The organism is Dehalococcoidia bacterium (assembly GCA_028711995.1).
Lineage (GTDB): Bacteria > Chloroflexota > Dehalococcoidia > SZUA-161 > SpSt-899 > JAQTRE01.
The window spans coordinates 36,787-60,642 of sequence record JAQTRE010000004.1; the positions used below are offsets into that span (position 1 = coordinate 36,787).

The 23,856-nt window shown below is 52.6% G+C and carries 27 protein-coding genes and 1 tRNA gene; 19 read left to right on the forward strand and 9 right to left on the reverse strand.

Annotation, left to right across the window (positions count from 1 at the left end):
• Positions 1-21: 21 nt before the first annotated feature.
• Both PHV74_01570 and PHV74_01575 read right to left on the reverse strand, forming a co-directional pair.
• Positions 22-354: a type II toxin-antitoxin system HicB family antitoxin gene (locus PHV74_01570; protein ID MDD5093059.1), complete on the reverse strand. Its 333-nt coding sequence runs from the start codon at positions 352-354 to the stop codon at positions 22-24.
• Complete coding sequence (locus tag PHV74_01575; GenBank protein MDD5093060.1) at positions 354-608, reverse strand: type II toxin-antitoxin system HicA family toxin; 255 nt, start codon at positions 606-608, stop codon at positions 354-356. The genes PHV74_01570 and PHV74_01575 overlap by 1 nt, the downstream gene beginning before the upstream one ends.
• Before the next feature lie 396 nt (positions 609-1,004).
• Between PHV74_01575 and PHV74_01580 the strand changes: the two genes are divergently transcribed.
• The 3 genes from PHV74_01580 (at position 1,005) to PHV74_01590 (ending at position 1,850) form a co-directional block, all read left to right on the forward strand.
• Positions 1,005-1,196: a type II toxin-antitoxin system HicB family antitoxin gene (locus PHV74_01580; protein ID MDD5093061.1), complete on the forward strand. Its 192-nt coding sequence runs from the start codon at positions 1,005-1,007 to the stop codon at positions 1,194-1,196.
• Complete coding sequence (locus tag PHV74_01585; protein ID MDD5093062.1) at positions 1,193-1,369, forward strand: type II toxin-antitoxin system HicA family toxin; 177 nt, start codon at positions 1,193-1,195, stop codon at positions 1,367-1,369. Before PHV74_01580 ends, PHV74_01585 begins: the two co-directional genes overlap by 4 nt.
• A 286-nt stretch (positions 1,370-1,655) precedes the next feature.
• Complete coding sequence (locus tag PHV74_01590; GenBank protein ID MDD5093063.1) at positions 1,656-1,850, forward strand: hypothetical protein; 195 nt, start codon at positions 1,656-1,658, stop codon at positions 1,848-1,850.
• 528 nt (positions 1,851-2,378) lie between these two features.
• Here the strand turns inward: PHV74_01590 and PHV74_01595 are convergent.
• The 4 genes from PHV74_01595 to PHV74_01610 form a co-directional block, all read right to left on the reverse strand.
• Positions 2,379-2,603 (reverse strand): type II toxin-antitoxin system HicA family toxin, encoded by a 225-nt coding sequence (locus PHV74_01595; GenBank protein ID MDD5093064.1) that lies wholly within the window; start codon positions 2,601-2,603, stop codon positions 2,379-2,381.
• A complete protein-coding gene (locus PHV74_01600) occupies positions 2,600-2,815 on the reverse strand; it encodes a type II toxin-antitoxin system HicB family antitoxin (protein ID MDD5093065.1) in 216 nt (71 codons plus the stop codon). Before PHV74_01600 ends, PHV74_01595 begins: the two co-directional genes overlap by 4 nt.
• A 607-nt stretch (positions 2,816-3,422) precedes the next feature.
• Positions 3,423-3,620 (reverse strand): DUF2283 domain-containing protein, encoded by a 198-nt coding sequence (locus tag PHV74_01605; protein MDD5093066.1) that lies wholly within the window; start codon positions 3,618-3,620, stop codon positions 3,423-3,425.
• Between the two features lie 489 nt (positions 3,621-4,109).
• Positions 4,110-4,562 carry a type II secretion system protein gene (locus tag PHV74_01610; protein ID MDD5093067.1) on the reverse strand — a complete coding sequence of 151 codons (453 nt, stop codon included), beginning with the start codon at positions 4,560-4,562 and terminating at the stop codon, positions 4,110-4,112.
• Positions 4,563-5,087: 525 nt separating this feature from the next.
• On the opposite strand from PHV74_01610, the gene PHV74_01615 reads away from it, so the two are divergent.
• The 12 genes from PHV74_01615 (at position 5,088) to amrA (ending at position 16,211) form a co-directional block, all read left to right on the forward strand.
• The gene (locus PHV74_01615) at positions 5,088-5,378 is read left to right on the forward strand and encodes a type II toxin-antitoxin system RelE/ParE family toxin (GenBank protein ID MDD5093068.1); all 291 of its coding nucleotides are present in this window, start codon (positions 5,088-5,090) and stop codon (positions 5,376-5,378) included.
• 18 nt (positions 5,379-5,396) lie between these two features.
• Complete coding sequence (locus PHV74_01620) at positions 5,397-5,684, forward strand: HigA family addiction module antitoxin (GenBank protein ID MDD5093069.1); 288 nt, start codon at positions 5,397-5,399, stop codon at positions 5,682-5,684.
• A 127-nt stretch (positions 5,685-5,811) separates the two neighbouring features.
• Entirely contained in the window at positions 5,812-6,009 is a 198-nt protein-coding gene (locus PHV74_01625; protein MDD5093070.1) for a hypothetical protein, read from the forward strand.
• A 327-nt stretch (positions 6,010-6,336) separates the two neighbouring features.
• Positions 6,337-6,645, forward strand: coding sequence for a BrnT family toxin (locus PHV74_01630; GenBank protein MDD5093071.1), 309 nt, complete (start codon positions 6,337-6,339; stop codon positions 6,643-6,645).
• Positions 6,642-6,914 carry a hypothetical protein gene (locus PHV74_01635; protein ID MDD5093072.1) on the forward strand — a complete coding sequence of 91 codons (273 nt, stop codon included), beginning with the start codon at positions 6,642-6,644 and terminating at the stop codon, positions 6,912-6,914. The genes PHV74_01630 and PHV74_01635 overlap by 4 nt, the downstream gene beginning before the upstream one ends.
• A gap of 522 nt (positions 6,915-7,436) precedes the next feature.
• On the forward strand, positions 7,437-8,195 hold the full coding sequence (locus PHV74_01640) for a prepilin peptidase (GenBank protein ID MDD5093073.1): 759 nt from the start codon (positions 7,437-7,439) through the stop codon (positions 8,193-8,195).
• 323 nt (positions 8,196-8,518) lie between these two features.
• Positions 8,519-10,993 (forward strand): ATP-dependent Clp protease ATP-binding subunit, encoded by a 2,475-nt coding sequence (locus PHV74_01645; GenBank protein MDD5093074.1) that lies wholly within the window; start codon positions 8,519-8,521, stop codon positions 10,991-10,993.
• A gap of 166 nt (positions 10,994-11,159) precedes the next feature.
• On the forward strand, positions 11,160-12,503 hold the full coding sequence (gene radA, locus PHV74_01650) for a DNA repair protein RadA (protein ID MDD5093075.1): 1,344 nt from the start codon (positions 11,160-11,162) through the stop codon (positions 12,501-12,503).
• A gap of 63 nt (positions 12,504-12,566) precedes the next feature.
• Complete coding sequence (locus PHV74_01655; protein MDD5093076.1) at positions 12,567-13,709, forward strand: GuaB3 family IMP dehydrogenase-related protein; 1,143 nt, start codon at positions 12,567-12,569, stop codon at positions 13,707-13,709.
• Positions 13,710-13,827: 118 nt separating this feature from the next.
• Entirely contained in the window at positions 13,828-14,844 is a 1,017-nt protein-coding gene (gene amrS / locus PHV74_01660; GenBank protein MDD5093077.1) for an AmmeMemoRadiSam system radical SAM enzyme, read from the forward strand.
• Positions 14,845-14,855: 11 nt separating this feature from the next.
• Positions 14,856-15,662, forward strand: coding sequence for an MEMO1 family protein (locus tag PHV74_01665; GenBank protein MDD5093078.1), 807 nt, complete (start codon positions 14,856-14,858; stop codon positions 15,660-15,662).
• 3 nt (positions 15,663-15,665) lie between these two features.
• Positions 15,666-16,211, forward strand: coding sequence for an AmmeMemoRadiSam system protein A (amrA, locus tag PHV74_01670; GenBank protein ID MDD5093079.1), 546 nt, complete (start codon positions 15,666-15,668; stop codon positions 16,209-16,211).
• Positions 16,212-16,487: 276 nt separating this feature from the next.
• Here the strand turns inward: amrA and PHV74_01675 are convergent.
• From PHV74_01675 to PHV74_01685, 3 genes are all read right to left on the reverse strand, one after another.
• Positions 16,488-16,583, reverse strand: a tRNA-Sec gene (locus PHV74_01675).
• A gap of 5 nt (positions 16,584-16,588) precedes the next feature.
• Positions 16,589-17,812 (reverse strand): tyrosine-type recombinase/integrase, encoded by a 1,224-nt coding sequence (locus PHV74_01680; protein ID MDD5093080.1) that lies wholly within the window; start codon positions 17,810-17,812, stop codon positions 16,589-16,591.
• A gap of 36 nt (positions 17,813-17,848) precedes the next feature.
• A complete protein-coding gene (locus PHV74_01685; GenBank protein ID MDD5093081.1) occupies positions 17,849-18,508 on the reverse strand; it encodes a hypothetical protein in 660 nt (219 codons plus the stop codon).
• 152 nt (positions 18,509-18,660) lie between these two features.
• Between PHV74_01685 and PHV74_01690 the strand changes: the two genes are divergently transcribed.
• The 4 genes from PHV74_01690 to PHV74_01705 all read left to right on the forward strand — a co-directional run bounded on the left by PHV74_01690 (position 18,661) and on the right by PHV74_01705 (position 23,145).
• A complete protein-coding gene (locus PHV74_01690; GenBank protein ID MDD5093082.1) occupies positions 18,661-18,843 on the forward strand; it encodes a helix-turn-helix domain-containing protein in 183 nt (60 codons plus the stop codon).
• A gap of 34 nt (positions 18,844-18,877) precedes the next feature.
• The gene (locus PHV74_01695; GenBank protein ID MDD5093083.1) at positions 18,878-21,607 is read left to right on the forward strand and encodes a hypothetical protein; all 2,730 of its coding nucleotides are present in this window, start codon (positions 18,878-18,880) and stop codon (positions 21,605-21,607) included.
• Positions 21,608-22,191: 584 nt separating this feature from the next.
• Complete coding sequence (locus PHV74_01700) at positions 22,192-22,650, forward strand: hypothetical protein (protein MDD5093084.1); 459 nt, start codon at positions 22,192-22,194, stop codon at positions 22,648-22,650.
• A gap of 207 nt (positions 22,651-22,857) precedes the next feature.
• Positions 22,858-23,145 (forward strand): hypothetical protein, encoded by a 288-nt coding sequence (locus tag PHV74_01705; GenBank protein MDD5093085.1) that lies wholly within the window; start codon positions 22,858-22,860, stop codon positions 23,143-23,145.
• The last annotated feature ends 711 nt before the right edge of the window (positions 23,146-23,856 follow it).

Sequence of the window (23,856 nt, forward strand, 5' to 3'; positions counted from 1 at the left end):
TAATCCACGAGAAGATTACTTCTATTTTTCGGCAACAGAGACTGCGGATTCAAGCACTTCTGTAACCCAGGTGTTCACGCTCGTATTTTCCAGATTGGCTTTAATATGGATTTTGCGGTGGAGATCGGGCTCAAGTCTCAGCGTAAATTTGCCCGAGTATGGTTTCTCCGGTTTCTCTCCGCGTGTCTTACAGAAGTCTAGATAATCATCAATCGAATCCCGAAACGACTGAGTTATCTCTGCAACGGTTTGACCTTGAAAGGTGATGACATCTCTTGTATTAATTACCTCGCCGTGAAGGATACCGGCTTCCTCATCCAATTCAACCTTTCCGATGTATCCTTTGTATTCCATTATGGTTCAACCCCCGCTTCTTTCAAGAACCTTTGCACGGATTTGACGGCACCTTTATCCGTCGTTTTTTGTGGATGCGGCCTGTGAAAAACAGCCCTTACACCTTGCAGTGCAACCCTGACTCGGGATCCTCGGCCTTCAGACAAGTCAGCTCCTACCGCTATGAATAGTGCCTCGATGTCTTTCCATAGGATGTCTGACCGAACGGGACTCTCGAAAATAGCGTCGAGCGTCTTCTGATGCCGCTTGTTCACAGATGTATGGTGTCATAATATGCCACCATTGTCAATAACGCTTGTGATCTTGTGAGGCTCTCAGTGCCAGTTGTTGAGTTTGCTTTAATCCAGCCATCAAAATGCTCAAAAGCTGATGGCTCCTGACCCGGCGTATCCGGGAACAAATGCAACCGCGGAAAGCCCAGAGAATGTCATTGCGAGCTCCGCAGGGGCGCGGCAACCTCCAAGAGCGCAGCTCTGTATTCCCCCTCTCCCCCCTGAGATTGCTTCGTCGCCAGTAGCTCCTCGCAAAGACATTTCTATTTTCATTTCTCAGCGATCCCCGGCGCTCTCTGCGGTGAAATTCAGGTAAGGTGGAACATTCCAGTATAAGCGGGTAAAATGAAGTATCGCTGGTTTCTGAGGAGAACCATTATGGAAAAGAAACGATATGTATACTGGCAAGATGGAGAGATGTGGTTGGGTTATCTGGAAGAATACCCGGACTACATGTCTCAAGGCGAAACTCTGACCGAACTCAAGGATAATTTGAAGGACATCATCTCAGATTTGCTGAGCGGCGAAATCCCGTGTGTTCGTAGAGTCGCCGAACTTGAAATAGTATGAAAAGACGAGACTTGATTCGGGAACTGGAAAAGATGGGGTGTATTCTGATTCGACACGGTTCGAAGCATGATTGGTACCAAAACCCGTCCTCCAAAATATCGCAGCCGGTTCCAAGACACAATGAGATAAAAGAATTCCTGGCCCGACACATCATCAAAATGCTCAAAAACTGATGGCTCCTGATTCCCTCTCTTTCCCCCTATTGGTTCACTGGTAACCCTTGTGCTGCTAATCAATTTTCATAGCAGCACGCCGCAACATGGATACCATTTTATAGCGCCGGAGGCTTCGTGGCCATGAACTCCCCCTAACCCCCTCTTTTCGAAAGAGGGGGAAGCGCGAATGCGCTGGGGGCGTTTGATATTGCGCAAGTAATTTGTCTGGCTGAGCCTTACAAAAAAGTGTTTCAATATATCCTGGCCGGAGTCCACCAACGCCATTGCAGTCAAGGTAGCCACCATGGTGGAGAAGGTCCGAATGGAAAAAGACTGCGTCATCACCGGCGGAGGCGCCAAGGATATCGGGATGGTCAAGAGCGTGGAGGAGAACACGGGTTGCAGCCTATTGGTGCCGCCGGAGCCTCATCTCACCGCTGCCCTGGGGGCCGCACTCATTGTCTGGGATAGGGTGCAGGAAAAGAAAGCCTCCGGTTGAGAAGGTAAATCCACGCTTAGTCGCTGAGAATAGGAATGTCATTGCGAGCCCCGCAGGGGCGCGGCAATCTCCGTAATATCATCTCAGTATTCAGCCTCTCGCTCTCTCTGAGATTGCTTCGTCGCCGACGGCTCCTCGCAACGACACTTGAACTGTCATTGCGAATGAAGTGTGGCAATCTCTCTTGTGCCTGCCCTGAGATTGCTTCGTCGCCGACGGCTCCTCGCAACGACACTTGAACTGTCATTGCGAATGAAGTGTGGCAATCTCTCTTGTGCCTGCCCTGAGATTGCTTCGTCGCCGGTGGCTCCTCGCAAAGACACTTGAACTGTCATTGCGAATGAAATGTGGCAATCTCCTTTTTCCCGCCCTGGGATTACTTCGTCGCCGATGGCTCCTCGCAAAGACATTTTTCTTTTCTGCGTTCTCTGCGGTGAAATTTTGACCAATACCATGGCCGTCAAGATAGCCACCCTGGTAGAGCGGGTCCGGATGGAAAGGAGTCCGGCAAGTGAATCCCTCCCCAACCTACAAAAGGGACCGGAACTCATCCCGGGTCATCTCGCAATCATGGAGGATCTTAGCCATAAGACCAGGGCCGATTATTTCGCCGCTATGCATGGGAACGACTGTGGTGCGACCATCCGAATGACGCATGAAGTGGTGACTACCTCTGACTCTGACAAGCTCAAAGCCTGCCCTGTGCAACGCAACGATAGTTTCCTTACCGGTGATTCTGAGAGGCCTTGTCATTGTGCCAGAACAACCTTCTGCACCCCAATAAAGTCGAGAGCCTCAATATCTTCGCCCTCTACCTCAAGACACAGTTCAATGGCTTCTTGGATTCGTTCCATGACCTCATCGAGAGACTTGGCCTGGGTATGACAGGCACGCAGGGAAGGCACAGATGCAACATAGTAGCCCTCGGAGTCACGCTCAATGATGACGTTGAATTCCTTTTTCATCGGACACTTCCAGATTTTCGTTAGGCTTTGATTATACCGCATTGTATCTGATTCGTCATGGAGGTCACCAAAATGCTCAAAGGCTGATGGCTTCTGATCCGGCATAGCCGGAACCAAATGCAACAGAGGAAAGCCCAGAGGATGTCATTGCGAGCCCCGCAGGGGCGCGGCAATCTCCGTAATATCATCTCAGTATTCAGCCTCTCTCCCCCTGAGATTGCTTCGTCGCCGGTGGCTCCTCGCAAAGACACTTGAACTGTCATTGCGAATGAAATGTGGCAATCTCCTTTTTCCCGCCCTGGGATTACTTCGTCGCCGACGGCTCCTCGCAAAGACATTTTTCTTTTCTGCGTTCTCTGCGGTGAAATTTAGACCAACGCCATTGCCGTCAAAGGTGGCCACACGGTGGAGCGGGTCCGTATGGAAAGGAGACGGGCAAGTGAATCCCTCCCGGCCTCCCTTTACGAAAGGGAGGAGCAAAAGTCCCCCTCTTTTGAAAGGGGGACTGCGAGGAGGATTTCCCGTTACGCCGCCCGGGGGGCTGCGCTCATTGCCCGGGATGGGGTGAGGGAGAAGAGAATCTCTGATTGAGAGACTGTGACCCGCTTCATCCTGCTATTTGCTGGTAAGAGAATTCACTGATATCCGTCTGGTGTTTGGCATGTTCAACCGTCATACTCACCAGTTGACCCTCCTTATCCAATTCAACCAGGATAGTCTCGTTCAGGTCATGGGTATCGGCTATTCTTTTATCGCTGAAAGTCAGGAGCAAGGTATCGGTATCAGGGAAATATTTAACTTTCATGTATCCACCTCAGTTGGATATCTTTCCGATCCTCTCGCTGACGTGTGTAAAGGAAATATTGGGTGAACCTCATGCCTTGCGCCCTCTTTTGTACTCCAACTATATTTCCATCGATAGGGTTTGTCAAGATGAAAAGATTGTTTTGTGAATCGGGATTCCTCAATAGGGCCACCATGGTAGAGCGGGTCCGGGTGGAAAGGAGCCCGGCAAGTGAATCCCTCCCGGCCTCCCTTTCTGAAAGGGAGGAGCAAGCGTCCCCCTTTTTTGAAAGGGGGACTGCGAGGGGGATTTCCCGTTACGCTGCCCTGGGGGCTGCGCTCATTGCCTGGGATAGGGTGCAGGAAAAGAAAGCCCTCCGGTTGAGAAAGAGAAGACAAGCAAATACACGTATTTGTCCTCGCATAAATGAAGGTGAGACAAAAGGGAACAGGCACCTCACTGGGTACCTGTTCCCTCTTTATCTAACTTCTACGTCAACCATCCGAGTCTTTACGGATACCATTCTTGAACAACTTGTCCGTTTGCATCTACTGTGTAGTGTCCCTGAATGGCGGTTGCCCCACCACCGATTAAAGTAGTCAGGTCATCAGTACCATCGCCATTTAAGTCAACATCGATGCTGGGAGTGGTGCCATCCTCATCATCATCACCAAAATCTAATGCAGTTGTTATTGGAGTACAGACCGGCGGAGTAGTAGTAGTGCAGTTCGACACAGCCCCTATGCCAAGATCAGCCATGGCTGCGGTTACCGCCAACTGAATGTTATCCAACTCCGTATCGGCAGCCGCTTCATCACCACTCCCGATAAACTTACTCACATTGGGAACCACTACGGCTGCCAGCACGCCCAGGATGGCCACCACCACCAATAGTTCAATCAGGGTAAAGCCTTTTTCCTTGCGGCTGGTCTTCTTCACGGGTTTTTTTACAGGTGTTGTCATATCTTGTTTCCTCCTTTATTTTGGGCAACTTGGGTTGCCCTGCCTAAATGACATCGGGTTCATGATTGCTGTTGTTCCCGCTATCTACAATTCTCCACCTCCTGATGCCTAGTTGGTAAATAATCCGTAAACATTAACAGGTGATTAAATGTTATTCCGTGAGCCCATCAGGGTAAATAGCCCAAAAGGGGTAGACGGAGTGGGTATATCGTACTAGGGGGCGCAACTGTCTTTATTCAACGCCCCCTGCAGCTTTGCCGCTTCCCCCTCTTTGCGAAAGAGGGGGACCAGAGGGGGAGTTTCGAGATTGCCGCGCGGAGTTTATCCTGAGCCCTTCGACACGCTCAGGACAGGCCTGACGAAGGGCTCGCCATGACAGGCCAAATGTCTTTGCGAGGGAGCCACCGGCGACGAAGCAATCTCAGGGCAGGCGGAGAGAGCTTGCAGAATGCTCGATTAATCACACCGAACTACACAATTGCACGGAAAGCGTGAATCAGATATAATTTCACTTGTGAGGGCAACGTGATTGAATCCTTTGGTAACGGCGCAACAGAAGACCTGTACCACGGACGCAGCACGAATCGAGTGCGTCGTTTCCCGCCGGAGATAAGAATCATGGCTGTTCGTAAACTGGATATTCTCAATGCGGCCCATCGTTTGGAAGACCTGCGTGAACCGCCCGGCAATCGTTTGGAGACCTTAAGAGGCGACTTGCTGGGTTATCATAGTATCCGCGTCAATGATCAATGGAGGATTATTTTCCAGTGGGAAAACAACAACGCCTATGCGGTATCGTTGACGGACTATCACTGAGCAAAAGAGGGAAGAGAGATGTTGCCGGAAAATAGAGTAACCACGCACCCTGGAGAGATACTGAAAGCGGAGTTCCTGGATCCGATGGGGATAACGCAGATGGCGTTTGCACAACACATTGGGGTACCGCTACAGCGGGTGAATGAAGTGATACGGGGTAAGCGAGGGGTCACACCCGAAACAGCGTGGCTGTTTTCACAAGCCCTGGGAACAACTCCTCAGTTCTGGATGAACCTGCAAAACGCCTATGATCTGACCAGCAAGCGACCGCAACGGTCAGTGGAACGTTTGGCGAAGGCTGCATAAACTGTATCCAGGTTGAGGTGATGGTCTGATGAAAGGTGGGGCAATCCCCCTATTTGACGGATGGGCTGGTTTATGGCAAGCTAAGGATCGGATGGGATCGTTTCATCATCGTTCAGGAGATTAAGTTATGTCTACATCTGTGAAGCAACTTCTCGATACTTTCGATCGTTTGCCTGATGCGGACAAGCGGGAAATGGCAGCTGAAATAATGCGCCGCACGGTGAAGCTTGACCTGTCACCTCTAGCAGATGAATATCTCGTTTTGAATGCGGAAGACCTATTTCTGGAACTCGATAAAAGAGAGTCTTTAGCTATTGGCCTCTGATCCACGGCACAACAGCCTCCCCCAGCGCATGAGTTTTCTTAGCCTCAAAGACCCCAATAATGACATGGCAAATGTCTTTGCGAGAAACGGATACCGCCGGCGGCGGCATACACCCAAATAGAAACTGTCACTTGGGCCTTTGTCTACCCCACCCCAGGAGAAGGGTTGTTGCAGGGAGTTGCGCTTGGCGCAACTCCCTGCAACAACAAACACTTTCCCCCATGATTGGGGGATCAAGGGGGTTGACCCGCTGGAACGGCGTATGAGCATCACGAGTTTCTGAGTAGGAACGGCAGGTGATTGATCTGACATGAGGTTGAGTTGTACATGCAAAAGATGTACAATCAGGCTATGAGATACGAGTGGGACCCGCAGAAGAACGAGCGGCTGAAGGAAGAACGGGGCATCTCTTTCGAGAAAATAGTGTTTCATCTGTCTCAAGGCGACGTCTGGAAGATTGCCGATCATCCCGACCAGGAGAATTATCCAGAGCAGAAGATATATTTCGTCATTGTGGAGGGTTATGTTTATCTTGTGCCTCATGTTGTTGAAAGGGATTACATTTTCTTGAAGACGATCATTCCCAGCAGAAAGACAACCAGAGAGTACAAGAAGGATAAGGAGGCTGAAATATGAAACACGACAAAGAAGAAAAGACCATCATTAATGCTTACGAAACCGGCAGTATGAAACTCTCGACTCCGTCTGAAGCGGAAATCGCAGCCATTAAAGCCACGGCACGGAAGACGCTGGTAAAAGACAAACGGATCACTATCCGGCTTTATGAGCATGATTATCGCGGCATCCAGAAGAAAGCTCTGGAAATGGGCATCCCCTATCAGACGCTGATCTCCGGAATAATTCATCGATACATTGAAGGCGACCTGACCTCGAAAACCGGATAACCCTGTCAATTCAGACCGCAAGGGCATCCTCCGTTAGCATGACACGTCAAAAGTCTTTGCGAGGAGCTACCGGGAGACGAAGCAATCTCAAGGCAGGCGCAAGCAGAGATTGCCGCGCCCCGATTTCATCGGGACTCGCAATGACACCTGAGGTTTCCCCCTTCCGATAATTGGGGTCCACCCTCATTCCTCCGGACAGGCATTGGTGTATAATCAGGAATCACTGAACGCATGGGCTGATCGGCTGTTTGCCGGAAAAGAGCAAATTCTGGGCAAACAGAGATTCTTCGCTGCACTGTTCAGCCCCCCTGGATTACAGGGGGAGAAGCCTTGATCCGTCTCCCCGGTGAAAACCGGGGTCCAAGAGCGACTGGATTCCGGCCTTCGCCGGAAAGACGAATGGCGTGTGATTGCCTTGTCGTACGGAGTTTCTTGTCAAGCGCATTCCGCGCGGGCGGAATCGGCAACTCAGAATGACATGTCCGAAGAGCCCATACGAACACCCTGGGAGCGGATGGTAATTTGATATTCGTAATGTTCCTGATCGGGATTGCGATCGGCAGCTTCCTGAATGTGGTCATCGACCGCCTGCCGGAAGGCCAATCTCTGGTGCGGCCTCCTTCCCATTGCCCCAACTGTGGAAATCGTCTGGCGAGAAAGGACCTGATCCCACTGATTAGCTATCTCCGGTTGAGAGGTCGCTGCCGATACTGCCAGGCTCACATCCCATGGCGGCTTTTCTGCATAGAACTAGCAACGGGGATTATCTTCGCCCTTTTGTGGTGGCATTACGGCTCTGAAGCTGAATTCGCGATCATGGCTGTTTACAGTTGTATCTTCCTGGTGATCTTCGTCATCGACCTGGATCACTGCCTGATTCTGGACAAAGTAGTGTTTCCAGCGAGCGTCTTTGCGCTGGCTACCATCCCCCTTCGCGACGATATCACCATCACCGAATCGCTGATCGGCGGCGTCAGCGGCCTAGTCCTCCTTGGCCTGGTGGTCTGGGTTGTGCCGATGATGATTGGCCGTGAAGCCATGGGATTGGGAGATGTCAAAATGGCCCTCCTGATGGGGCTGGCAAACGGAGTTGCGGGGATATTCGTGGCCCTGTTTGTGGGCATCGTCACCGGGGGGCTGGTGGCTATCGCATTAGTATTGTTGAAACTGAGAGGACGAAAGGATGCCATTCCCTTTGGCCCGTTTCTGGCCATCGGAGCCATGACCGCCTTGCTATGGGGGAGTGATATCTGGGATTGGTATACCCATCCGTTCAACTAGTACTTGCTCAGATTGGTCTGCGTTATGGGCCTTTTCTTCCCCGATCCCCTTCGACAAGCTCAGGGCGAACGGGGAAGAAAAGGTGTTCCGTTCGTGGTGAGCCTGTCGAACCATCAGGCTCTCGAAGTATGAACGCATGGTATAGCGCATATTTGCAAGCAAGTACCAGCTTTGGAGGGAAGAGCTTTTCCGGCAATCCTTCTCGGAAAGGCAGGCCGTGCCAAGTTAGCGGATAGTAGCTCAGAGTCGAAACGCTTCACAACTTTGACCTTTTCACACTTGGAGCGTATAATCCAGATAGGTTTAAGAACTAGGGGTAAAAGATGTCAAGTCGATTTGATAAATTCACCGAGAGAGCCCGAAAAGTCCTGGCCCTTGCCCAGGAAGAAGCGCAGCGCTTCAACCATAATTACATTAGTACCGAGCATATCTTGCTGGGTATAGTGAGTGAGGGAACCGGCGTAGGCACAAAGGTTCTGGCCAATCTTGGCGTGGAACTACCGAAAATCAGGACGGCAGTCGAGTTCATCATTGGCCGGGGCGAAAGCAAAGGCCAGGGAGAGGTGGGGCTGACTCCGCGGGCAAAGAAGGTGATCGAACTTGCCGTCGATGAAGCCAGACACCTGAACCACAACTACATCGGCACAGAGCATCTGCTTCTGGGTTTGTTGCGCGAAGATGAAGGGGTAGCCGCAGGGGTGCTGGAAAGCCTTGGCGTCACTCTTGAGAAAGCCCGGGCAGAGGTTACGCGCTTCCTCAGTGAAAGCGTGCCGCAGCATCGCGCCGGGACCGGAGCTAAAACTGCTTCCAAAACCCCCACGCTCGATCAGTTAGGGATAGATCTAACTGCTGCCGCTGCCGCTGGAAAGCTCGACCCCGTTGTGGGTCGAGAGAAGGAACAGCAAAGGGTAATCCAGATACTCAGCCGACGCAGAAAAAACAACCCCGTTCTCATCGGAGAGGCAGGAGTGGGCAAGACGGCCATTGCCGAAGCGATTGCTCACCGCATTGCCAACGGCACCATCCCCGAAACCCTGCGAGGGAAGAGGCTGCTGACACTCGATATCGGAGCGCTCGTTGCCGGGACCAAGTATCGGGGAGAATTCGAGGAGCGCCTCAAAAAGGTCCTCGCAGAGTTGAAGGCGGCAGGAAACTGCATGCTGTTTATCGATGAATTACACACTCTCGTGGGTGCGGGAGCTGCAGAAGGCGCCGTTGATGCATCCAGCCTGCTCAAGCCCTCACTGGCGCGAGGAGAGATTCAATGCATCGGGGCCACCACGGCTAATGATTTTCGCAAATACATCGAAAAAGACACCGCGCTTGAGCGCCGGTTCCAACCTATTCGGGTGGAAGAGCCCAGTGTGGAAGAAACGGTTGAAATCCTCCGCGGAATAAAGTCGCGTTATGAAGACCACCATGAATTGATAATCAGTGATGAAGCTATTAAGGCTGCAGCTTCACTGGCGTCCCGCTACATACCGGACCGCTTCCTCCCGGACAAGGCAATCGATCTCATCGATGAAGCGGCTTCAAGGGTGCGGATTGACAGCCTAACGCCTCCGCTTCCGGTATCAGAACTGGAAAAGGCTCTCGAGTCCGTTCGCCGGGAGAAAGATCAGGCCATTGCCAAGCAACAATATGAGTTTGCCGCCGAGCTTCGAGATCGAGAGTTAAAGCTGGAAGAGAAGGTAGTCAAGGCGCAAAAGGATTGGAAGCAGGTCAAAACCGCCGGGAAAGTGGAAGTTCTCGAGGAAGATATCGCCAAAGTCGTCGAGATGTGGACGGGTATCCCGGCCACCAAACTGGCGGCCGATGAGACCAGCCGTCTGCTCAAGATGGAAGAGGCCTTGCACAAGCGCATCATCGGACAGGATGAAGCCATCGAACTGATCTCCAAGTCGGTCAGAAGAGCCAGGGCAGGGCTCAAAGATACCAGGAAGCCCATCGGAACATTTATTTTTCTGGGACCAACGGGTGTAGGGAAAACTGAACTGGTCCGGGCATTGGCTGAATTCATGTTCGGCAGCGAGGATGCCCTGATCCGGATCGATATGTCCGAGTTCATGGAGAAGCATGCCGTAGCCAGGCTTGTAGGCGCGCCTCCGGGGTACATTGGCTATGAGGAAGGAGGGCAACTCACCGAGGCGGTCAGACGTAAATCGTATTCCGCCATCCTTCTTGACGAAATCGAAAAGGCGCATCCCGACGTGTTCAACATCCTCCTTCAGATATTCGATGACGGACATCTCACCGATGCCAAAGGAAGACGCGTGGACTTCCGCAATACGATCATCATCATGACGAGCAACATTGGTGCGGAGACAATCAAGAAGGGAAGCGCCATCGGCTTCATGAGCCGCACGGATGAAACCAAGGTGGCCCAGGTTACATACGAGAAAATGAGGGATAAGCTGCTTGAGGAGATGAAGAAAACATTCCGGCCGGAATTCATCAATCGGCTGGATGGTGCGGTGGTCTTCCACTCTCTCACCAAAGAGCACATCCTTCAAATTGTCGATCTGATGCTCTCGCAAGTGCGAAAACAACTTAAGGAACAGGATATTGGACTTGAGGTAAGCACCCCGGCCAAGGAACTGCTGGCAGATAAGGGTTTTGATGCCGCTTTCGGGGCTCGTCCTTTAAGAAGGACGATTCAGACGATGATCGAGGATCCTCTTTCGGATATGATTCTTCGAGGCGAGTTCCATGTGGGGGACACGGTGCACATTGATCGGGAAGGCGAAAGCATTGTGTTCAGGGCAGCAGCTGTTCCGCTGGCGGTCTCGCCTGCTTAAATGAAAGATACAGCCGGATTTGCTGTAAGCAAGAGGGAAGCTAAATTAGCTTCCCTCTTTGGTATCGGAAACGATCCGTTCGTGCTGAGTTTGTCGAAGCATGAATGGATTCAACCAATTACCCTTCGACGTAGCTCAGGGTGACCGGAATTCAGGGCTATTAATCATGGCAAAAACAAAAACCGTCTTCTTCTGTCAGAATTGCGGCCATGAAAGCATCAAATGGATAGGCTATTGCCCTCAATGCGAAGCGCGCAACAGCTACGTCGAAAAGACGATTGCCACCACCAGCAGCGGTAAGCCATCGGCCACAGCGCAGGAACTCTCCCACATCTCGCTCGAGGATTCTCCCCGCTTAACGCTCCCGTTTTCCGAGTTCAATCGGGTGCTCGGAGGAGGAATTGTGCCTGGCTCTCTGATCCTGATCGGCGGTGATCCCGGCATCGGGAAATCCACTCTGCTGCTTCAAACAGCCTCAGCCATCGCCCAGAGAGAAAGCAAGGTCCTCTACGCATCGGGCGAGGAATCGGTTTCCCAGATCAAGCTGAGAGCAGACCGCCTGGGAGTAGCCGGGGAAAACCTCTTCGTTCTTCCCGAGACCAATATCGAAAACATTCTGGATCACGCCCGGAAACTCTCTCCGCAACTGGCTGTGATCGATTCCATCCAGACCGTCTATCTGGAAGGCGCCGGAGCAGCCGGGAGCATCACCCAGGTTCGAGAGTGCACCCTTCGCCTCATGGAGTGGGGCAAAACGAGCAATGTCCCGATTTTCCTGGTAGGACACGTCACCAAAGAGGGAGCCATCGCCGGACCGCGTGTGCTGGAACACATTGTCGATGTTGTCCTTTACCTGGAGGGAGAACGTTTCAGCACTTATCGGCTCCTTCGCAGCGTCAAGAACCGATTTGGCTCTACGAACGAGATCGGCATGTTCGAGATGAGAGATCGAGGCCTTGTTGAAGTGAGCGACCCGTCACAGGCGCTTCTCTCACAGCGAACCAGCGGATCTATCGGATCAGTGATTGTCCCCACACTGGAAGGGACCAGGCCGCTGCTGGTGGAAATCCAAGCATTGACCAATGCCACCAGTTTTGGATTGCCTCGCCGCACCGCCAATGGAGTTGACTTTAATCGGTTGCTGCTCATCGCTGCCGTCCTCTCCAGGCGAAGCCGCATTTCGCTGGCCAATCAGGATATCATCGCCAACGTTGCCGGGGGAATGAAGATCAATGAACCGGCAGCTGACCTTGGCATAGCTCTGGCCATTGCCTCCAGCTTCCGAAGCAAAGAAATCGATTCCAGACTGGTGGCTATCGGAGAAGTGGGACTGAGCGGTGAGCTGAGAGCCATCACACAGATGGGAAGGAGAATCGCCGAAGCAGCCAGGTTCGGATTTGAAACCTGCCTTCTTCCTTCCCCGATTTCTGCGGATTTCTCGCCACCAGCCGGGATTGAGCTTCGTCCGGTGGCCACGCTAACCGAAGCGCTGAAAGCAGCACTGGGCTGACACTCTCCAATTGACTTAAACCGGTCGCTCTGATATATTCTTTACAAACTTAAAGAGGATAATATGCCAACACGAGAACGCAGAACATTACGATTTGCTTATGGATTCGATGACATCGCCATAATTCCCGGTGATATCACCATTAATCCCGACCAGACGGATATCGGGTTCGACTTGGATAGTTTGCACTTTTCCGCTCCCGTCCTGGCCGCCGCCATGGATGGGGTGGTAGATCCGAAAATGGCCATCGCCTTCACCAAAATCGGAGGCCTCGCCGTGCTGAACCTGGAAGGGATTCAGACCCGGTATGATGACCCTGACGCCATCCTGGAGCAAATTGCCGTAACCCCTCAATCGGAGGTCACCGCGCTGCTCCAGAAAGTCTATTCCGCACCGATCAAAAATAACCTCGTCGGTGAGCGGATACAGGAGATCAAGAAGGGAGGCGGAGTGGCCGCCGTCTCGGTAACTCCGGCCCTGACCAAGCAACTCTATGGAATCTGCGGCGAGGCAGGAATGGATGTGCTGGTGGTTCAATCCACAGTTACTACCACCCGGCATATTTCCAAGAGTACAAAGGGCCTTGTTTTCTCCGAACTGCGCAAATGGGTCTCGACACCGATTATTGTGGGGAATTGCGTCAGCTACAATGTAGCCAAGGGTTTGATGGAAACAGGTATCAGTGCTGTTTTGGTGGGCGTAGGACCCGGGGCAGCATGTACTACCAGAGAAGTATTGGGTGTCGGCGTGCCGCAGGTCACCGCGACGATGGACTGCGCCGCTGCCCGTGACGACTACTTCCGCGAAACAAAGCGATACGTCCCCATCATCACCGATGGCGGCATTAGAGCCGGAGGTGACCTCTGCAAGGCTTTCGCCTGCGGGGCGGATGCCGTGATGCTGGGCTCGATCATGGTGCAGACGGCTGAAGCTCCGGGAAGAGGCAGCCACTGGGGGATGGCAACCCCTCATGGCGCACTGCCGAGAGGGACGCGGGTAAAGGTGCCCGTCAACAGCACTCTGCAAAAGACCTTGTTTGGGCCAGCCACCGTTACCAACGGAACCCAGAACCTGATCGGTGCGCTTCGTACTTGTATGGGAGTCTGCGGGGCCAAAAACATCAAAGAGATGCACAAGGCCGAGATCGTTATCGCCCCGGCAATCAAGACCGAGGGGAAGCAGCTCCAAAGACTCCAAGCTCAATAACAGGGCGATTTCAAGAGCCTGAATTCAAAGGGCGACCGTAATGGTCGCCCTTTCCTGTTATAGACATCTCTCCCGCTGAGTGCTAAACTTTAGCCACCTCATGCAACGGGGTGGTCATATGCGCGAGGCAATCCTCTATGAGAAGCTGCCCGGCTCCAGAGTCCGTTGCCACGTTTGCCAGTGGCGATGTCTCATCCAGCCGGATCAATATGGCCTCTGCCGGATGCGTCACAATATCGACGGCATTCTTGAGGTCTTGAACTATGGTGAGGTTTCCTCCGTAGCCGTCGACCCGATAGAAAAGAAACCGCTGTTTCACTTCCATCCCACAAGCAAGGTCTTTTCCCTGGGAAGCTGGGGCTGTAATTTCCGCTGTAAACACTGCCAGAACTGGCAGATATCCCATCAGACTCAGGATAAAGCAGACCGCGATTCACAGAATATCCCCCCCCAGGAAGCAATCCGGCTCACCAGGCAATATGGATGTAAAGGCATCGCCTGGACTTACAATGAGCCCTGCATCTGGCTGGAATATACACTGGATTCGGCAAAATTGGCCAAAAAGGAAAACCTCTATACCGCCTATGTGACCAATGGATTCTTCACCGAAGAGGCTTTGGACACCATGGGGCCTTATCTTGATGCATGGAGGGTGGATATCAAAGGCTTCAGCGACGCTCTCTACCAAGGGCTGGCCAAGGTGGTCAACTGGCGCAAAATTCTGGAAACAACCCGGCGTGCTCAAGAGAAATGGAAGATGCATGTGGAAGTGGTCACCAACATTATCCCCACGCTGAATGATGACGATGAGCAGCTTGAAGGGATCGCAAATTGGATCAGAGCCGAACTGGGAGAACTCACCCCCTGGCATGTGACGCGCTTCTATCCGCAATACCAGATGCTGGATCTTCCCCCAACGCCGGTATCGACCATCGAGCGCGCTTATGAGATCGGCAAGAAAGCAGGCCTTCGGTTTGTCTATGTCGGCAACATACCGGGACACCAGGGCGAAAGTACCGTCTGCTACTCCTGCGGTAAACTGGTGGTGGAGCGAGTGGGTTACCACACCAGGATCACCGGTCTCGACGGTTCTTCCTGCCAATTCTGCGGCGCGGATCTCAATTTCAGGAGATAGAGGAGGTTGCGATGGAAAGGAATCCGATAGCAGCGGGTAAGTTCTATCCGGGCACATCCTCTGAACTCGAAGCTCAGATAGAGACTTTGATCGACAACAATGTGCCCAAAGAGGAAGTCATCGGCCTGGTTTCACCTCACGCCGGATACATCTATTCCGGACCCGTAGCCGGAGCCACCTTCTCGCGCATCCAATTCACAGACACGTTCGTTATCATGGGGCCCAATCATTACGGAAGGGGAGCACCCTTCAGCATCATGTCCGAGGGCCATTGGAAAACTCCCCTGGGCAAGGTGAAGATCGATTCAGACCTGGGCTGTCGGATACTAAGGAACTCCAGCTATCTTGAGGAGGACATCGAGGCACATCGCTACGAGCACTCCATTGAGGTTCAGGTGCCGTTCCTGCAGTATTTCAAGAGAGACGTTCACATTGTGCCGATCGTGCTCGGCCTTGCCGAGGGGGCCATCTATAAGGATATCGGCAAAGGCATCGCGAAGGCGATCAAGGATTCCGGCAAGGGAGCGGTGATCGTGGCCAGCAGCGATATGACCCATTACGAGCCTCAGGCATCGGCCAAAAAAAAGGATGCCCGGGCCATTGAGGCCATCCTTGATTTGGACGAGGATGAGCTGCTCAAGAGAATCCAGGAACTCAATATAACCATGTGTGGGTATGCCCCGACGATTGCCCTCATCGCCGCTGCCAAGGAACTGGGAGCCACGAAAGCAACCCTTGTCAGGTACCAGACCAGTGGTGATGTTAGCCGCGACTATGAAAGCGTGGTAGGCTACGCAGGGATACTCATGAAGGGGTGAATAATGAGCGTGAAGAAGTCGCATCCCCTGGTGGAACTGGCCAGGCAATCGGTAGAGATGTATGTCCGCGATGGAGAGATACCCCGGCCGAAAGCATTAACACCGGAGATGGAGGAAAAGGGGGGAACATTTATCTCGATCCACAAAAGCGGACAGCTTCGCGGATGCATCGGCACCTTCCAGCCCACCCGACGCAATGTGGCCGAAGAGGTCATCTACAACGCCATCAACTCAGCCACCGGAGACTACCGATTCAGTCCGGTAACCCCTGAAGAACTTCCCGAACTGACCTACAAGGTCGATATCCTCACCGCACCAGAGCTGGTCAAAAACAAGGATGAGCTCGATCCCAAGAAATATGGGGTCCTGGTGGAATACCAAGGCAGGCGGGGAATACTCCTCCCCGACCTCCCAGGGGTAGACAGCGTAGACCAGCAGATTGAGATCGCCAGCGCCAAGGGAGGCATCCTGCCCACTGAACCGGTCAGGATTTACCGCTTTCAGGTCCGCCGTTTTGAAGAGGGCAAGCCATATCCAGATGAAGATTAGTAAGTCCTGATCAACTCCTGTCCCCCTCATCAGGGAAATCACCAGAGGGCACGACAAATCGTCAGGCCCCTATTGCCCCCAGTCAATCGACAACAGCCGCTGCAATCGCCACAGCAACGGTGAGAAAAGCGAAGGTGCCATGCCATTTGACCACGGATCGATCGATCCACCCACGGTGGATTGATACACCTCAGGCTGCGGTGAGGAAAGCCAGAACCGCAGTGGCAATGCTCAGAGACGTCTCCATTATTGCCTCCTTATAGATAGAGGTCGATGTGGCGGGAGCGAGGGGAGTCGAACCACCACGAGCATCGCGAGATACCCGCCAACGGTTTTGAAGACCGCGAGCACCACCGGGCACCATTCGCTCCCTAGATTCAAACATGAGCAATTTCCCGACGCCACATTGGGCCCAGAAAGGATTTTGCTAACCGTTTGCTAACCGAGACCTGTTCAATGCTGTCTTTCAGGCTCTCTTCAAATCGCAAGGCCGCTGCCTCTTGAATGCCTTCGGTCACATGACTGTACCTGTCCAACGTGATGCTTATCGTGCTGTGACCTAGCCTTTCACTCACAATCTTGGGATGGACGCCTTCCCGTAACATCAACGACGCGTGTGTGTGGCGCAGGCTCTTCAAGCTCAACTCGGGCTGGCCGATGTTCCGGGCGATGGTCTTGAAGCAGCGGGTAATGGTATAAGGCTTGATATAACTTCCGTCCGGCCGGGCGAAAACCAAGTCATTCGGTCTGAGCGGCAATCCAAGCTCCCGGCGAATGTTCTCTTGCGCTGCCTTATGTTCGCGCAACAGAAGCGCCACAGACGATGAGAGACTGATCAGCCGTTTGCCCCGCTTTGACTTGGGTTCCCGCAGGATAAATTCACCGTTGCGCAGCCGGTGAAGGCTCTCGACGACCGATAGGTGACACAGGTCCAAGTCAACCCGAGACCATTTCAAGGCCAGAATTTCGGATCGCCGCATTCCGGTGAATAAGTCGAGGTAAAATACCACGTAATAGGGCGATTTCTGGGCCGCCTGCAGGAACCGGGTCACATGATCATGCTCGACCGTCACCATTTCGCAATGCTTGGGCTGGGGCGGTGTGCAGGCTGAAGCCGGATTCCGGGCAAGAAGACCTTGACGAACCGCCGTTTCCAAGGCGACATGCAAGAGGTGATGGAAGTGCAGCACGGTCTGAGCACTTAGTCCGCCCTTACCATCAACCCGCCCGACCTTCAGGGCCTTAGTGTAATAGCTTTGGATACGGGCCGGCTTCAAATCGGACAGAGGAATTCTCCCAAATTCGGGCACCAGGTGCAGCCGGATGATCTCCGCGTAGCGATCGGCCACTTGGGGAGATAGATTCACACTATAGTCTTGAATCCATTGCGTCAGAAACTGGCCCGTTGTCAGCTTTGAAGGCGAGACATAGGCACCGGTGTCCATCTCGTGAAGAACATCGGCGAGTTTTGCCTCCGCTTGCTTGCGGGTTCCTTGAACCGTGAGCCATTGCTGCTTGCGCTTCCCGGTTTCATCCTTACCCTGGTTGATGACCAGGCTCCAGGATCCTTTGCTGCGTTTGACCAGGTGTCCGCGTGCCATGATACTCCCATTATATCCAATTTGCGGCCTTTGGTGTTACTTTGTCTTCTTCTTTCTTTTTGGAACCGGCAACGGTCCCCGCATTTCACATGGTTCAGATGTTTCTATCACGGTCCCCGCAAAGCTAACAAATAGCTTATCGTCCGGCTGGAGCTGTTTATAAGCCGACAGAAAAGCCTTCTGGTTCTGTTCGCTTTGCCATGGCGCGTACCTCACGGCCATACTGACATAAGGCTCATGTCCACCGACACGCAATTCAGCCAAGGCTTTGGCATTTTCGAACGGAATCTCTGGGCAACGGCTCGCAATCTCAATCAGCTCAGCAGCCACCTTCTGACGAGTAGCATTGCCATTTGCCTCCGTTATGTCAACAAAGGCCAGCACCCACCCCGCTATCTCTGGGGATACCCCCTTTTTGATCAAACTCTGCACCGTCCAAGTAGATCCCGTTCCAGGCTTCCCGCCGGTTTTGGGCAGTTCCGGGGCCTTGGCTTCGTGGGTTAGCTGGACTGCGGTTTGTTTCAGTGTGATGGTGCCTTCACGCACCCCTCTTTCCCAGAGATAGAGTGTTTTTTCATGACGCGGTGCATTCTCGCCGAATTCCTCCTCTAGTATTTCAAGAACGTCCGAACGTTTCTTCGTTTTACGAAGCTCTAATGCCCTCTTGACGATATCTTCATTGCGAACCCGTGTCATGATAACCCCTATCCTAATACATACTTATCTACTTGCCATATAAATTACTATGTAATGCAATCATAATTATCTAAATGCCGTTTACGAATTCTATATTATTGTTTTAGACTGGAACTGTCAAGACTTAGCAATACCTGAGGGAGGTTCATAACATGGATAAAGTTCTGTTAACTCTGGAGGAAACGAGACAGCAGTATATCCCAGTGGGCAGAAATCGTATCTATGAGCTGGCAGCCGAAGGCAAACTACCCATCATTCGCTTCGGAAGGAAAATTTTTGTCAACCGTATCGCCTTGGAAAAAATGCTTGCAGAGGCTGCAAGTTCTGTTCAGTAACCCGAGGGGAGAGCTTGGATAGGAGGTGTTGTGAATGTATGTAGATACACTCCCCAGGGAACTCTTGCCTCTTCCGAACTGGGTTGCATGGCGATTCGATCCCCCGCCTGAAGTAGGTGGAAAGCCCCGTAAAGTTCCCATCAACCCGAACACGGGTATGCCGGCCAGCACCATCGATCCGGCTACCTGGAGCACCTTCGCTGGGGCCAACGAGAGAGCCGAACAGGACAGACTGAACGGCGTTGGATTCGTGTTCACCAACAGTGGCTTCACCGGCATTGATTTGGACCATTGCGTCAGTGACGGAATCATCGAACCGTGGGTTGAACGGATCATCCAAGACTTCAACAGCTATGCAGAACTTTCCCAATCTAGCACTGGCGTTCACATTATCGTCCAAGGGAAGTTACCTCCAGGTGCGCGCCGGAAGGGCAATATCGAGGCTTATGATTCAGGACGTTACTTTGTGATCACCGGCGAACATCTTGAAGGGACACCGGTCACAATTGAGCCCCGTCAACCGGAACTGGCGGCTTTCCATGCCAAGCATTTGGGGAGTAACGGCCATGGGGAGGTTACTCCGGCCGCCGCCACAGTCACCATCACGATGGATGACCAAGAAATTGTTCGGCGAATGCTATCCAGCTCCAGTGGGGCCAAGATCAAGGCACTCATGGATGGCGACACCGCCGCCTATGGCGGCGATGACTCTGCGGCAGATATGGCTTTGTGCGCGCACCTCGCCTTCTGGTGTCAAAAAGACCCCGGACAAATGGATAGGCTGTTCAGAAGTTCAGGGCTCATGCGGGCCAAGTGGGATGAAAAGCGCGGGGCTGCGACTTACGGCCAACTCACTATTGCCAGGGCCGTTGAGGGATGCCGCCAAATCTACACTCCAGGTAACCATTCTTCCAACGCCAAAGAGACGTCGGAGATCAAGAATATACCACAACCATCCCGGGCCAAAAATCCGTGGGAATATGAAATTGCTGGGGGCGAGCTTTGTCTCGTAAGAAAGGCAAGAGATGGTGGAGAGTATTTGCAACCGCTATGTTCCTTTGACCCTAAGATCGAAGAGGAAATCATGCGTGATGACGGACTCAACACCGTTCGAGAGTATATTATCTCGGCCACCATGGACGGTGCCAATCTGCCCGCGGGTCGTGTATCCGAGGCAGACCTACAATCCGGGGCTTGGCCAAGGAAGCTGTGGGGCGCCCAAGCCAATGTCTATCCGGGGTCAACGACATCACAGCATATCCGGAGCTATCTTCAGTCTGGGCGACGGGGCACAACGGCCAAACCCATCTTCACCCATACCGGGTGGCGCCAAATAGGAAAACGGAATGTGTTTCTTTCAGCCTCTGGTGCCACCGGTCTCGAAGGCATTCAAGTCGAGCTGTCAGACCGATTAGCGCGCTACAGTTTGCCAACAGACTTCACTCGAATTTCAGCATGCGAGAGCATGAAAACCAGCCTGAAGTTCATCGAGCCCGGCTTTGGACAGCCCGGCGTAATGGTCCCGTTATGGGCAGCAATGTATGGATGTCCCCTTATGGAATTCATGGAACCCTCGTTCACGCTCTTCCTATGCGGCCAGTCGGGTGCCCTGAAATCAACGCTTGAAGCTCTTGCGTTGAACCACTTCGGCGAGTTCACCTATTTGAACCTACCGTCTTCTTGGGAGGACACGGCGAATCGCCTGCAATACAATTGCTTTGTCCTCAAGGATCTTCCTCTAGTTATCGACGACTGGGCACCGGCGGCAACCGTAGCGGCTCAGCGAGAACAGGAGCAGAAAATGGCCGCGATCCTCCGTTCCCAGGGCAACCGTCAGGGCCGCGGTCGGCTGGCAGCGGACGCCAGCCCAAAGGACACCTATGTTCCACGCGGGTTGGTGATCACGTCGGGAGAGCAACTTCCCCGGGGCGAGTCCAATGCAGCACGCACGTTCACGCTTGGCCTCCAGCGCGGTCAGGTGAATATGGAGATGTTGACAGAAGCACAACAGACTGCACACATGTACCGTTACGCCATGGCCCAATATGTAGTGTGGATAACATCCCATTGGGAGTATCTGGCCAAGTATGTGCCTGATCTCTTCTTTCAGGTGCGCGATAGCGCGCAAAAGGCTGGCCTGCACCTGCGCTTACCTGGGACTCTCGGCTGGCTATATGCATCGCTCGATGTAGCCCTGAGTTTCGCCCAGGAAGCTGGAGTGCTATCGGACAGCCAAAAGTCAGAAGTGCTCAATGCCAACTGGGAAATGCTGTTCCAGTTGGCTCAAGAGCAGGGCGAGCGAGTGAACTCGAGGCGTGCCGGGGTGGTATTCCTTGGAGCCCTGCAGGCACTGTTGAGTCAAAGCAAGCTGGTCCTGATCTCCAAGAAGTTCGCTGACCTTACAGAGATTTGTGGCGCTTTGGGAGAACCAGAGCCCCGAACATTGAAAGCCCATGAAACGTTTGTGGGTTGGGAAGATGCCGAGTACCTGTATTTGATCCCTGCCGTTACCTATGAACGTGTCTATTCGTTCTTGATGGCAGCGGGCCAGGCCATCACATCAAATCCGGACTCGGTGTGGTCAGACCTTCATGCCGGCGGTTACTCGGAATGTAATCCAGGTCGCGATACATTCGTTGCCAAAGTGGGCACGGGAGAAAAAGCCATCTCGAAGCGAGTCATCAAACTGAAGAAGAAGGTACTCGCAGACATGGAGGGGGCATGCCCCGATCAAACTGAGGGGGCCATATCCGAAAATTGGTAACGTGGTAACCCAGCCATGATCTGGAAGCTGTGAATGACTCATCTACATTCAACTCTTGGTTACCAGGAGTTACCGCAAAAGTAATGTGTCGAATTCAAATGGTTACCAAAAGTTACCAGAAGTCAGAACGGTTCTCTTGGTTACCAGACCCGGTAACCATTCAGATTCAAGTTACCAACCGGTTACCAGCAAAATTTGAAGCTATCGTGAATCCAGATGCGACTACTGGTTACCAGGTTACCAAAAATAATATATACCCTTGAGTTTTGTGCATCGAGATAGCCCAGCAGGGATACTGAGTTTTGGAGCATCAATATCATGGATAGTTCGATAGGGGAACACAGACGAGATGGCAATGAAGGTGCAGCAGTTGTAGGGGTGAACAGTCGCGTTTTGGTCGCCCCACTAATATATCTCGTATCGAGTGTCCCGTTTTGGGACAAGGTCCCAAGGTTCCCGAAAGGACGATCATAGTCGAGCTATCCAGGCGAAGTATAGGATTTCGATGGCAGTGAGTCATAGAGTGTGAAGCCGAAGGGATTATACACGGTCTCTTCTGATACAACGAAAAAAGGAGGGGGACAATGAGAAAACTCGGCAAGTTCAATGAGTCCAAGGCCAAAACCTTGTTGGTGGTAAAGGAGAACGAGACAAGCAATCTGCGCCGGTATCCGTGGGGTGATAAGAAGGTCAATGTCCTGACTATCGATGATGTTCATGAGTTATCCGGCGTGAGCATTCAGACACTCAGAAAGTTGATGCCTCGGTGGCACAACTGGGGGCTATTGGCACGAATTCCCGTCGCAGCCACGCAGCAGCCGCGGGGACGGGTGAAAACCTGCCGGTGTTTCAGAGAGCGCCCCGTGTGGGGCTATTTTTCTACTAAGAAGGGCTCCTCATGGTTGGAATTCTACGCCAGGGACTATTTGGATGTTCGTCGGTTTGAAGCTGAGATCAAGGATTGGCGCGACTTGGAAACCGAGCGACTGAAGGCTGCATTGCTTCCGGCAAATCCCGGAAACGACTCCAACCGGAAGGCCTAGACATCGGACTTCACGTGTCTCGACGATCGTGGCGGCGCTCACCTTTGATGTACGTGAAGTGATCCGGAGCTTGCGGATGAGTTCATAGCGTCTATCCGCTGTTCACCAAATAAAGGGGTCTCCAGAAGGGCATATCTCTCGAATCTGAAAAAACCACCAGAACCCGCACCCAACAAGGTAGTGATTCTTTGCTGATAGAGGTAGATTATGGAATTCGATCAAAAACTCCTGGAGCCCGGATGGGCTGGCGATCTGTCGCCAGAAGAACTGGCATTCATCAAAGGCAAGCTGAAGTCCGACCGGCGATTAAGGGCAAGGTGGGGCATGCCAAGGGGCACTGGTAAAGTGAACGATGAGAAAATCCGCTTGGTGGCAATCGGTGGAACCAATAGCCCTGAATTATCATCTCACAAACCAGTGGAAGGCGTTTTCCACGCACGACGAAATTTAGAACAACCGTCGCCCTGTACGATTCATCAACTCGCTCTTGTTTAAGCCGAAGAACACACCATTGTTATTCGCCATGTACTGGCTATCGCCACCACCATATCCATCATTTCCACCATCACCGTGGTGATCACTGCCATCATCACCCTCATCCACAATTTCCCTCTTTGGCGTGGGAAAAAGCCGCCGAAGTTACCGAAACTGCTACGGCGATCATGTACGTATCAGCGGCAATGGGAACAGGGGAACTACCGCTCGCGTCAAGGAGAGGTTCCCAAACGACGCAATTTTGAGAAACCCGGGGATATCTGCTGAGCGAAAACCTTGTGTACGGCAATGGTCAGAAGCAATGGCACGACCGTGGGTTTTATCATTAGTGTGAAGTGTCGGCTTCAGTGCATGTCCTCTGGGCTTTCAGACAATCATACAGAAGTAGTTTGCGCTCCATTCAGGGACCGCAATCCCCCGTAGCTACCACAGCGTTTTGGTAAAAATGGATGTCTCACACGGACTTCCTTCCCCTCTGTCAGTTCTGCTGAGATCACCCTTCCACATGTAGCGTGGTAATGGTACGAATCTCCCGTTTTGACTGCTAGGACCTTGGGGGGTATAATGATTGCAGCCTATACTAGGGAACCTCTGATCAAGTCCGTCGAAAAATAAATTCAGCGGAATTCCCTCAATAAAATAACGTCGAAGTGTGGGTTTTCCGTGGTTCCGCTCTCTGAATAACCCCTTTTCAGGGGAAATCCTGTCTGC